This window comes from Streptomyces alkaliphilus, assembly GCF_014141535.1.
GTDB lineage: Bacteria > Actinomycetota > Actinomycetes > Streptomycetales > Streptomycetaceae > Streptomyces > Streptomyces alkaliphilus.
In genome coordinates this window covers 1-11,703 of the sequence record NZ_VKHT01000055.1, presented here as the reverse complement: position 1 = coordinate 11,703, position 11,703 = coordinate 1, and the positions used below count along the sequence as shown (strand labels likewise).

At 70.5% G+C, this 11,703-nt stretch carries 7 protein-coding genes; 3 read left to right on the top strand and 4 right to left on the bottom strand.

What is annotated here, in order from left to right:
* The first annotated feature begins 82 nt into the window (after nucleotides 1-82).
* The 3 genes from FNQ90_RS03795 to FNQ90_RS03785 are packed head-to-tail and all read left to right on the top strand — an operon-like array spanning nucleotide 83 to nucleotide 6,333.
* The gene (locus FNQ90_RS03795) at nucleotides 83-4,129 is read left to right on the top strand and encodes a non-ribosomal peptide synthetase (protein WP_194432211.1); all 4,047 of its coding nucleotides are present in this window, start codon (nucleotides 83-85) and stop codon (nucleotides 4,127-4,129) included.
* Nucleotides 4,130-4,139: 10 nt separating this feature from the next.
* On the top strand, nucleotides 4,140-5,291 hold the full coding sequence (locus FNQ90_RS03790; RefSeq protein ID WP_182604954.1) for an acyl-CoA dehydrogenase family protein: 1,152 nt from the start codon (nucleotides 4,140-4,142) through the stop codon (nucleotides 5,289-5,291).
* A 1-nt stretch (nucleotide 5,292) separates the two neighbouring features.
* Nucleotides 5,293-6,333 (top strand): acyl-CoA dehydrogenase family protein, encoded by a 1,041-nt coding sequence (locus tag FNQ90_RS03785; RefSeq protein ID WP_182604953.1) that lies wholly within the window; start codon nucleotides 5,293-5,295, stop codon nucleotides 6,331-6,333.
* A 37-nt stretch (nucleotides 6,334-6,370) separates the two neighbouring features.
* Here the strand turns inward: FNQ90_RS03785 and FNQ90_RS03780 are convergent, their stop codons facing one another.
* From FNQ90_RS03780 to FNQ90_RS03765, 4 genes are all read right to left on the bottom strand, one after another.
* A complete protein-coding gene (locus FNQ90_RS03780; protein WP_228470833.1) occupies nucleotides 6,371-7,084 on the bottom strand; it encodes a response regulator in 714 nt (237 codons plus the stop codon).
* Between the two features lie 193 nt (nucleotides 7,085-7,277).
* The gene (locus FNQ90_RS03775; RefSeq protein ID WP_182604952.1) at nucleotides 7,278-7,454 is read right to left on the bottom strand and encodes a hypothetical protein; all 177 of its coding nucleotides are present in this window, start codon (nucleotides 7,452-7,454) and stop codon (nucleotides 7,278-7,280) included.
* 124 nt (nucleotides 7,455-7,578) lie between these two features.
* Nucleotides 7,579-10,581 (bottom strand): AfsR/SARP family transcriptional regulator, encoded by a 3,003-nt coding sequence (locus tag FNQ90_RS03770; RefSeq protein WP_194432209.1) that lies wholly within the window; start codon nucleotides 10,579-10,581, stop codon nucleotides 7,579-7,581.
* A gap of 49 nt (nucleotides 10,582-10,630) precedes the next feature.
* Nucleotides 10,631-11,569 carry an ATP-grasp domain-containing protein gene (locus FNQ90_RS03765; protein WP_228470832.1) on the bottom strand — a complete coding sequence of 313 codons (939 nt, stop codon included), beginning with the start codon at nucleotides 11,567-11,569 and terminating at the stop codon, nucleotides 10,631-10,633.
* Nucleotides 11,570-11,703 lie beyond the last annotated feature (134 nt).

The following is an 11,703-nucleotide window of genomic DNA, read 5'->3' as shown; positions in this document are numbered from 1 at the left end:
AGTTGGCACACCTGCCCACACACCCGGACCACGACCCGGCAACCGAGGCACCGCCACACATCAGGAGTCTCAGGTGACCGACATGACCCACCACATCACCACCCTCCCCGAACAGCGCCGCACGCGGTTCCTCACACGATTGAGGGAACACGCGGAAACCGTGGCGCGGCGCGGACCGACATCGCGCGGTCACACAGGCCCGACACCGCTCTCCCACGAGCAACGGACCCTACGGTTCCTCGACCACCCGGTCCCCGGCACCCCGGTGTGCCTGCGTCTTCGGGGCAGGCTCGACCCGGGCGCGCTGCGCGAGGCGCTGGCGTCGACCGTGGCCCGGCACGAGGCGCTGCGGACCACGATCGCCGAGCGCGAGGGTGCCCCGATGCAGGTCATCGCCACCGAGGTTCCGGTCGACCTGCCGCTGACCGAGGTGGAGAGCATCGCGGCGGCACGAGCCCTCATCGAGCGGCGGACCGCCGAACCGTTCGACCCGGGCCGTACGCCGATGTGGCGCGCGGCACTGATCAGGGTCGAGCCGGACGACCACCTGTTCCTGCTCGACCTGCCCGCCCTCGTCTGCGACAGCCGCTCGCGCGGCGTGCTGATGCGTGAACTCGTCGCCTTCTACACGGCATTGGCCGACGGCGGCACACCGGACCAGCCCGAACCGCCTGTGCAGTACCCGGACTACGCCCGGTGGCAGCACGACCGGCTGGGCAGCGCCGACCTGGACAGGATCGGCGCGTACTGGCGCGGCAAGCTGGCGGGCGTCGAGGTCCTGGAGTTCCCCACCGACCGGCCGCGCGGCGAGACCCGCACCTTCGCGGGCGACCGCGCCCGCTTCACCATCGGGGGCGAAGCCCTGCGGCGGGCCGATGAGCTGGCCCGGCAGGTGAACGCGAGCCCGTACGACGTCCTCGTCGCCACGTTCTGCACGCTGCTGCACCGGTACTCCGGCCTCGACGACCTGGTGATCGGCTCGCCGAACGAGAACCGTCACCACGACAGCGTGTCCTCGGTGGTCGGGCGCTTCACCGATCTGCGCGTGCTGCGTGCGGACCTCTCCGGCGATCCGACCTTCCGCGAGCTGGTCCGGCGGGTCGCCCGCGTGTCGGCGGAGGCCGACGAGCACGCGGGCCTGCCCTTCGACAAGCTGGTCGAAGCAGTGGACCCGGTCGTCGACCCGTCGCGCTCTCCCGTCTTCCAGATCGTGTTCGGCGTGACGGACGCGGATACCACGGACTTTGCTGCCGCCCTGCCCGGCCTCGACATCTCGTGCGAGGAGGGCCCGACCCACACCTCCTGCTTCGACATGAGCTGGAGCCTGAGCCGGCGGCCGGGGCCCGGGGCCGGCGCGGACCTCGCCGTCGAGTTCAACACCCGCCTCTTCGACGCCGAGAGCATCGCCCGGTTCACCCGGCACTACGACGGGCTGCTGCACACCCTGACCGCGGCCCCGGACGCCCCGCTGTCCACGGCCGAGATGCTGAGCCCCACGGACAAGGCGTTCCTCACCGAGGTCGCCGGGGGCCCGGTGCGGCCGGTTCGCGAGTCCACCGTGGTCGCGGAGTTCGAGGCACGCGCGGCGGAGACCCCGGACGGCGTGGCCGTCGTCGTCTCCGGTGTCGAGACCCGATATGCCGAACTGAATGCCCGCGCGAACCGGCTCGCCGCCCTGCTGCGCGCGCACGGTGTGGAGCCGGGCGCGCGGGTCGGTCTGTGTCTGCGCAGGAACCTGGACCTGCCGACGGCGATCCTCGCGGTGCTCAAGGCCGGCGCGGCCTACGTGCCTCTCGACACGGCGCACCCCTCCGGGCGCGTCGCCGAGATCGCCGAAGACGCCCGGTTGCGAGTGGTGCTCGCGCACGCCGAGGCGGACAAGGCCGTGAGCGAGGTCGGCGCGCCCGTCGTGATGCTGGACGAGGTCCGCGACGCGTCGGCGGCACTGCCGGATGACAACCCGCCGCTCGCGGCGGGGCCGGACGACATCGCGTACGTCATCTACACCTCGGGCAGCACCGGCAAGCCGAAGGGTGTGCTCCTGAAGCACCGCGGGGTCGTCAACTTCATCGACTCCACCCGGGAGTTGTTCGAGCTGACGCCGGCCGACCGGGTGCTCGGGTTCGCTTCGTCGACCTTTGACGTCTCCGTCTTCGAGACCTTCTCGGCACTGCTGACCGGAGCCCGCCTGTGCCTCGCGACCGATGAGGAACGGCTGTCGATCGAACGGCTCCAGACGCTGATGGAGCAGGCCCGTATCACCGTCATCGACCTGCCCCCGACCGTGATGCCGCTGCTGACGCCGGAGAGCTTCACCGACCTGCGCATCGCGTTCGTCGGCGGCGAGGCGTTCAGCGGTGAGCTGGTGAACCGGTGGAACCCGGGCCGGCGCCTGTTCAACGGTTACGGACCGACCGAGTGCACCGTGACGATGATCGTCGAGGAGTGCGGCGGCACCTGGGACACGTCCCCGCCGATCGGCCTGCCCATGACCAACCACGTGGCGCACGTCCTCGACCCCGGGCTGCGCCAGGTCCCTGTCGGCGTACCGGGTGAACTGGTCATCGGCGGCGCCGGGCTGGCCCACGGCTACCTCAACCGCGACGAGCTGACCGCCGAGAAGTTCGTCCCCGACCCCTTCGGCACCGCACCCGGCGGTCGCCTCTACCGGACCGGCGACCTGGTGAAGCGGCTTCCCGACGGACGCCTCGTCTTCCTCGGCCGCATCGACCAGCAGGTCAAGATCCGCGGCCTGCGGATCGAGCCGGGTGAGGTGGAATCGGCGTTGACCGGCTTCGAGGGGATCGGTCCGGTCAGCGTCCGGGCGTGGAGCGACGACAACGGGGACCAGCACCTGGTCGGCTGTCTGACCGGGATCACCGAGCAGCAGGTGCCCGCGGTACGCGAGCACCTGAGCGCGCTCCTGCCCCCGTACATGATTCCGTCCTTCTTCATGGTCCTCGACGAGCTGCCGCTGACCAGCAGCGGCAAGGTCGACTGGCGCAGGCTGCCCGCCCCCGACCCGAGCCGGCCGGGCGAGGGACACGGCGACGAGTCGCTGACCGAGACCGAGCGCAGGCTGCTGCGTGACGTGCTCACCCCCCTGCTGCACGACGAACGGATCGGCGCGCACGACGACTTCTTCCTGGCGGGGGGCAACAGCCTCCAGGCCGTCCAGCTGATGTCGGCGATCCACCGCAGGTTCGGCGTGGAGATCACGCTCGGTGACTTCTTCGTCTCTCCCACGGTCGCGCATCTGGCCGCCACCATCGACGCCGTCGGCGCCGCGAGCCGCGCCGAGGACGGCGATCCGGTCGACGCGCTGACGAGCCCGTCCCGGCGGGAACCCGACAGGGCGCCGGTGGTGATGCGTGAGGCGGGGCCGGCGCAGGTGATCCTGCTGCACCCGTCGGGCGGCGAGCTGTTCTGCTACATCCCTCTGTCCAGGGCGCTGCGCGGCGACATCGGCGTGACCGGCTTCGCCGCCGACCCCCGGGACACCGAGGTGCCCGCGCGGGAGGCGATGACGGCGACCGCCGCACGCATCGCGCGCTCCCTGACCGAGACCGGCCTGCCGGCGTCCTGCTGCCTGGCCGGCTGGTCGTACGGGGGTGTGCTCGCCTTCGAGGTCGCCCGGCAGATCGAGGAGAACACCGGGGAGAAGCCACCGGTGATCCTGCTGGACGCCGCCTACGACGAGGACTCCGTGCCCCTGGACGAGGCGACGGTGCGGCAGCGGTTCGTGCACGACGTCGCACGGCTGATCGGACGAGAGGGCCCCGAGGTGGCCGCGGTCCTCGACGACCCGGCCGCGGGGGTGGCCGACGTCGGGAAGACCCTCATCGATCTCGGCATCGAAACGGATCTGACCGAGGAGGAGCTGGCCGCCCGCTTCGCGACGTTCCGGTGCTCCGCCCTGTCCATGCAGGCCTACCGCCCGCCGGCCCCGTACGGCGGACCCGTCACCGTGCTCGTCGCCTCCCCGCACATCGCCATGGAAGAGCAGTGGCGGGCGGTGTGCTCGGGTCCCTTCCGGGCCGAGCGCGTACCCGGCGACCACTACACCCTGTTCACCGAGTCGGCGATCGGCCGGGTCGTCGCGGCGATCGAAGAGGCGCTCGCCTCTTGAGGAGACACACATGCGGTTCGGCTTCACAGAGGATCAAGAACGGTTCCGGGCGGACGTGCGGAAGACCCTGCGCTCCGTCGAGGTCCAGGCCGCCGCGGCGGCGGCCACCGGCGCGTTCGGCGTCGAGCCGGACGCGCGCCCGCTCTACCGGCTGCTCGGGGAGCTGGGCCTGCTCACCGTGCACTGGCCCGTCGAGTACGGCGGCCGGGGCCGCTCGCTGACCGACGCCGCGATCGTCGCCGAGGAACTGGTTCGTGCCGGTGTGCCGGACACCTTCCATGTGAACACCGTCCAGATCGTCGGCCAGTTCCTGCTGATGGCGGGCAGCGAGGAGCAGAAGCAGCGGTATCTGCCCCCCATCGCCCGTGGCGAGAGCTTCGCGTCGGTGCTGTACACGGAGCCCGACGCGGGCTCCGACCTGGGCGGGCTCCGGGCGGTCGCCGAGGCGGACGGCGACGGCTACCGGATCACCGGCACCAAGGTGTTCAGTCTCAAGACCCGCTTCGTCGACCTCGGCCTGTGCGCAGCCCGTACGACGCCGGGCACGGGCAAGTACCAGGGCATCAGCCTGTTCCTGGTCGACATGCGGGCCCCCGGTGTGACGGTGTCGATGGTCCCCGGCATCGGCGACGAGCACTTCCACCGGGTTGACCTCGACGCGGTCGCGGTGCCGGGCGCGAACCTGCTCGGTCCGCGCGACGAGGGCTGGCCGCTGCTCAACGAGGCCCTGGCCATCGAACGCACCGGCCTGGACTACCACCTGAAGGCGGAGCGCTGGCTGGACGCCGCCCTCGAAGCCCTGGTCGAGGGCGAACCGGAGGCCGTGTCCGGCGGCCTCCTCGAGCAGATCGGCCGCTGGCACGGCGCGCTCGCCGCCGACCACGTCCTCGCCTGGGAGGTCATCACCGGGATCGCGGCGGACCGGATCGACCAGGTCGCGACAGCCGTCGCCAAGTACCACAGCAGCGAACTCGCCCAGTCCATCGCGGTCTGGGCCGCCGACATCCCGAGCCCCGAGCAGCGGGCCGACCGCACCGGAGCGACCGTGACCCTGGAGTCCGCCTACCGGGAGGCTCCGGGACTGACGCTCTCGGCAGGCACCTCCGAGGTGATGCTCCAGATCATGGCCGCCTCGTTCGACTCCATCGGACAGGGAGACTGACATGGACCTCACGCCCGACCCGGTCGCCCTCCGGCTGCGCACGGCCCTGCGTACCGGACTCGCCGGCATCCCCGCCCGGATCGAGCTGCACGGCGCTCCGGTGACCGACGGCGCCCGCGGCCCGACCCGTGCGGTGCTCGACGCGCTGGAGGCGGCCGACTTCGAGCGCCCGGTCGACGCCGACGGGCTCGGCCTGGGGCTGAGTGCCGGGACCCTGGTCAGCGAGGAACTCGGCCGCGCGGCGTGCGGCAACTCCTACCGGGCCGACGCGTTCGCCGCCGACCTGGGCATCGGTGCGCCGAGCCCGGCTCTGGCGGGCTTCGAAGCCCTGCCCACCGGCAGTGGGGTCACCGCGACGCCGCGCGCCGGTGGCTGGGAGCTGACCGGCACGGTCGTCGTCGACGACCCGAGCGCCGATCTGTTCCTGGTGGCCACCAGGGTCGGCGGCGATCCGGTGCTGGTCACGGTGGAGCGCACGGCGGACGGCGTCACCACGCGGGACGGGAGCTGGCCACCGGTCGTCCGGTTCGCGGCCGCGCCCGTCCCCGCGGCGGGCGTCGTGGGCACCCTGGACGAGGCGCCCACCGGTCCGCTAGCGCGCGCACGGCTGCGGCAGGCGGCCTACCTGCTGGGCATCGCCGACGGAGCGCACCGCATGGCCGTGGAGTACGTCGGTTTTCGCCGACAGTTCGGCACGCGGCTGCGCGATCTGCCGGCGGTGTCGTTTCCCTTGGCACGCGCGATGGTGGCGTTGCGGGCGACGAGGGCGGCGGTCCACCGAGGGGTCCGGCTGGTCGAGTCCGACCCGGCCGCTGCCCGCACCGCGCCCCTCATCGCCCTGGCCATGGCGTCCGAGACCGCGCGTGATGTCGTGCGCCTGAGCATGCAGAGCTGCGGGGTGCGCGCGATGACGTCGGAACTGGGCCTGCACCGGTACTTCCGGCTGGCCGCGGCGGAGTCCACCCGGTACGGAGATCCCGCCGCGCTCTGGCGGATGGTCGGCGCCGACCACCTCCGGGCGGTCCGGGATGCCGCACCCTGAGGGGAGCCCCGGGCCGCAACGGCACCCCTGCCGTGGATCAACCGGCACGTGAGCTCCCCAGCGACAACTCCCTCGTGCTGCCGCCGGCGTGGGCGACCGAGCGGATGAGTCCGGTCCGGTAGGCCAGTGACACCAGCTCCGCACGGTCGCGGACGCCGAGCTTGGTACGCACGCGGTAGAGATGGGTCCTGACCGTGGCCTCGCCGATGATCAGTTCGCGAGCCACGTCCTCGGTGGACATGCCTTGGGCCACCATCCGCGTCACTTCCCGTTCCCGCGGGGTCAGCTCGGTCACTTCCGGACACGTCTCGGCCTTCTGGGGCTCCGGCTGCGCACGGAACCAGGTGACCAGGCGCTGCGCGATGTTCGGCGCGAGCACGGTCTGGCCGGCGGCCGCCCCGTGGATCGCGGCGATCAGCTCCTGAGGACTCACGTCCTTGCCGAGCAGACAGCTCGCGCCGGCATGCAGCACGTCGCTCACCGTCTCGTCGGTGTCGGCCGCGGTGAACACGACGATATGGGGCGACTCGTCCTCCTGACCGAGTCTGCGGATCATCTCCAGACCGGAAATGGTCTGGAGGTTCAGGTCCGTGACCACGACATCGGGATGCATGGTGCGCACCAGGACGATGGCTTCCATGCCGTTGTGGGTCGTACCGATCACTTCGATGTCCGGCACCGCGTCGAGAAGAGTCTTGAGACCGTCCGCGATCACGGGCAGCTGGTCACAGACGAGCACCCGAATGGTCATTGTGTTGTCCCCCAACGATGAGTGAGAGAGAGAAGCCCCGCTGTCATCAATGGGTTACCGTGCGCGGGGATCGCGAGCCTTGCGTCGCTCGTGGGTGTTCGGCCTTATGAGCGTGACGAGCGTCTGTACATGTGCGACGAGGACGGGCCGGGCGAGGACGGTGGGCCGCGGTCGGCGGCCGCGGCCGGTCTGCTCAGCCGTTGCCGTGGTCCGTCTCGCGCTGGGCCGGGACCGTGTCCGCCGGGAGACCGGAGGCGACAGCGCGGTGCTGGACCGATTGCGGCGCGTCCGTGCCGGCGGCGGCCGTGAATCCACTCAGAACGGCTCCGAGCGCGATGACGGAGGCGGCGAGAGCAGAGGTGAAACGCATGGGAAGCTCCTTGGAAGAGACGCGCCGTTTCGACTCCGCCAAGATTCGCAATCGCTCTTCCCTGCCGGTTCCCTTCCGGGTACCCGCCCGGTCCCCGCACCGGGGAGCGCCCGGCGTACGGGACTCACCGTGCGGTCTCCGGCACTTTCATGAGGGAGAAGAGGTTGTCCGCCGCTGACCGGTGCTGCCGTGCCATCTGCGGATGACCCCGGGCCTCGGCGGTACGGGCGAGGTGCCACAGCGCGCACGCCTCGTCGTAGCGCAACTCCATCCGGCAGGCGATCTCGTGGGCCAGCCGCTGCTGGGCCAGCGCCGTGTCCAGATCCCCCCGGGCGTACCGCACGAGCCCCGCCGAGAGGTGCACCGTGGTGCGGTTGATGTTGTCCGTGCTGCTGGCGGCCTTGGACAGCGCGTGGTCGGCGCTGTCCGCCGCTTCGTCCAGTGCTCCCAGGCGCACCAGCACGTCGGCTCTGCGGGCGAGTACGAGCGGCAGCGCCGCGGGCATGCCGATCTGCTGGCACCGTTCCAGCGCCGCGTCGGCCCGCGCGAGCGCCTCCTCGTAGCGGCCCAGGCCCTCGAACGCCCGGGAGAGATAGCTCAGGGCGGTCACGGAGAGATGGATCTCCTCGATCGAGTCGAAGATGGCCACCGCCCGCTCCGCGGACTCCACCGCCTCCTCGAACCGCCCCAGCCGCGCCAGTATCAGGCCCAGCATGCTGAGCGAGGAGCCGTCGAGGCGGGTGAAACCCAGCTCCTTGGCACGTCTGTTGACCTCCTGACTCAGCCGTAGCGCGTGCTCGAGCTCTCCCATGCTGCTGTACGCCTGCCCCAGCCGTGCCTGGCACTCCGCCTCGCTGTACTCGTCCGCCATCCGCCGGGACAGCCCCACGGCTTCCTCCAGCAGACCGACCGCGTCACGCAGTTGCCCGAGGCGCCACTTGCCCATGGCCAGGTTCATCAGATTCAGCCGGGTCAGCGAGCGGTCTCCGAGCTGCCGTGACGCGCTGACCCCCTTCTCCAGCGCCGCGTTGGCGCTGGAGTCGTAGCCACGGATGCTGGAGTGGAATCCCAGCTCACGCGGCAGCCGCGCGGCATGCCACAGCAGTCCCCTGTCGTGCGCGGCGTCCACCGCCGCCAGAAGGCTGCCACGGTGCTGGTCGAGCCACTGAAGCGCCTTCTCCTTGTGATCGAACGTGTCCTCCACCCGGTGTTCTCCGTCGTCCTTGATGCGTCGCCGCCCGGGGAACACCACGTCACACGCATGCCTCGTCATGCCCAGGTAGTGGTCCAGGAGCCGCCGCATCGCCGGCTCGTCCCCCGGCTCCCGCGAACCCTGGGCGATACGTTGCACGAAGCTGCGCACCAGATCGTGCAGGGCGTACACGCCCTGTTCCCTGGCCTCCAGCAACCGGGCGTCGACCAGCTCCTCCAACACGTCCTCGGCCGTCAAGGCGTCCGTGTCGAGCAGGGCGGCGGCTTCATGGGTGTCGAGATAGCGTCCCGGATGATGGCCCAGAAGCCGGAAGGCGGACTGCTGGTCACGCGGCATGGACTGGTACGACAGCAGCAGTGCGCCGGCCACCCCTCGGCCCTCGCTCGTGAGCTCGTCCAGACGCCGATTGTGATCGCGGAGCCGTTCGACGAGTCGCTGCACGGTCCAGTGAGGACGGTTCGCCAGCCGGGCGGAGGCGATCCTGACCGCCAGCGGGAGACCCCCGCACAGCCGCACCAGCTCACAGGCGGCGTCCGGTTCCCTCTCGACGCGTTCGGCACCGAGGGTGGCGCGCAGGAGCTGGTCGCTGTCCTGTTCCGGAAGAGCGCTCACGGAGAGCCATTCGACTCCGTCGAGCCCCGTCAGCCTCGGGCGGCTGGTGATCAGGACCAAGCTGTCGGAGGAGGCGGGAATCAGCGCACGGATCTGCTCGGAGGAGGCGGCGTTGTCCAGGATGAGCACCATGCAACGGCCCCGCATGTAGGACTGCCATCGCGCGGCGCGCCCCGCCGATACGGTGGGCATCTCCTCGCTCGGGAGGCTGGCGGCGGCGAGCAGGTCACCCTGCGCGTGGAACGCGCTGAGCGGCTCCTGTCCCGGTGTGAAGCCGTGCAGGTCGATGAAGAGACTGCCATCCGGATACCGCTCCACCATCTGATGGGCGGCGCGCACGGCCAGCGCCGTCTTCCCACTGCCCCCCATGCCGTCGAGCGCAATGACCGTCGGGGCCCCTTTCGGGGCGCGCCTGGCCACCTCACAGACCCGTTCCAGTTCAAAACGGCGGCCCGAGAAGTCGGGCACGTCGAACGGCAGCGTGTGGGGGGCCTCGGTCACCGGGTGCGTGACACGTGTCGCGGGGCGCGCCGGACGGACGAGTGACGGGTCCTGGCGCAGCATGCGGTCATGCAGTCCGGTCAGCTGCGCGCTGGGGTCGATGCCCAGCTCATCCGCGAGGTGTTTGCGCACGCGGGCGAACTCGTCCAGCGCCGCGGCCTGCTGCCCGGAGTGGTAGAGGGCGAGCATCAGCCGGCTGCGCAGCGTCTCGCGCAGGGGATGCTCGTCCACGAGGCCCCGCAGCTCGCCCGTGATCTCGGCTGCCTCGCCCGCGTCGATGCGCAGGTCGTAGAGCTGTTCCGCGGCGCTGATCCGCTGCTCCTCCAAGGCGGTCGAGGCCGCGTCGATCAGCTGACCCCCGGAACCGGACAGCACCGGCCCCCGCCACAGCGCCAGCGCCTCGCGCAGCTCCGCCACGGCACGTTCCGCCTGTCCCGCGTCCAGCGATTGCCTGGCCTGGCGCATCAGCTGCTGATGCCGGAGCAGATCGAGGTGTTCGGTCCCGACGACCGCGCGATACCCCGGCCCGTCGGTGACAATGATCTCGGGGCCGTGAGGGAGGCGACTGCGCAGCTTGGCCACGGTCTTGCGTACCTGGTGCTCGGCGCTGTCCGGCGGCAGCTCGTCCCAGCCGGCCGTCACCAGTCGGGAGACGGGCACCACACGCCCGGCGTCGAGGAGCAGGGTCACGAGGATACGACGCTGCAGTGCCCCGTTGACAGGTATCAGGGCGCCGCCGCCGCGTATCTCCAATGAGCCGAGGACGGCGAATTCCGGATGAAAGGCCGCATCGTCTTCCATAGGTCTCGATGTCACCACCCACGCCCCCGTCCTGCGCATTGAACCAACCTCACCCCGACAGTAGAGGATTGCGGATGACGGTCACAAGATCCTCTCGTCCCCTGGCAATCCGTTCGCGGGTGAGTTCCGGTGTGTCACCGGCCACGGCCACATAAGCGCGCCGGGAGCGTGAGTCGCCGATAGGAGCGATCATGTCGCCGACCTTGTACGGAAAGCGAGCTCCGTGAACCCATGGGGTCACGGCGATGTCCTCCACGCCGGTGTAGGTCTCCAGTCTCCCTTCGGGCAGGAGGAAGAAGCCGACTTCCGCATACCGGAAAGGGCTCGGCACCTCCGGACGGCCGCCTTCGAGGCCCGTGAAGACCGCCGTCTCCATGTCGAAGCCGCGCGCGATCTCGACGAGCAAGGGGATGCGGTCGCCGCCCAGATGGGTCCGGCACGACACGATCCGCGGTCCGTACGGCAGCAGCGCCACCTGTGTGTGGGCCGGGCCGGAGCGGTATCCGATCGCCGTCAGCCGCTCCTCGACCACTGCCTCGATCGCCGCTCGCTCATCATCGGTCAAGGGCGCCGGGTGAAGGTAGCCCGTCACGAAGAAGTGCGGTGGCCCACTGGTGCGTTGAGCCGTCACTCCCACCACGCGATGGGCTCCGTTCACGGTCAGGGTCTCGACGCTCACCCGGGGAGCCTCTGCCGGGGCCCAGTCGTCCCCTTCGCACACCCGGAGCCGTTCGTACACCGCCGGAGGGTTCGCGGACAGACCCAGCTTCCATGCCTCCCGGACCACGGGCAGCACCGAGTCACCGTGTCCGCAATGCAGCACGGCATCGATCCCGTGATGCCGTGCGGTCCGCTCAATGGTTTCGCGCAATCCGATTTCGTCGGTGAAGTCGGTGAGCAGCAATTCCTCCGAGACTTCTTCGAGTCTCGACGCGAAGTCGGCCTCCAGCTGCTTCGGATCCCATATCGACCAGATGCGGAATCCCAACTCGGCGCCTTTTCGAACGAGTTGGTGACTCGGCATCACCAGAAGCAGTCTGGGCTGTGAACGTCGAGAGGAGTGTGCACACATACACACCACTGTGAAGTGCGGCATTCCCCCCCTGCTCCCCTCCGCTTCCC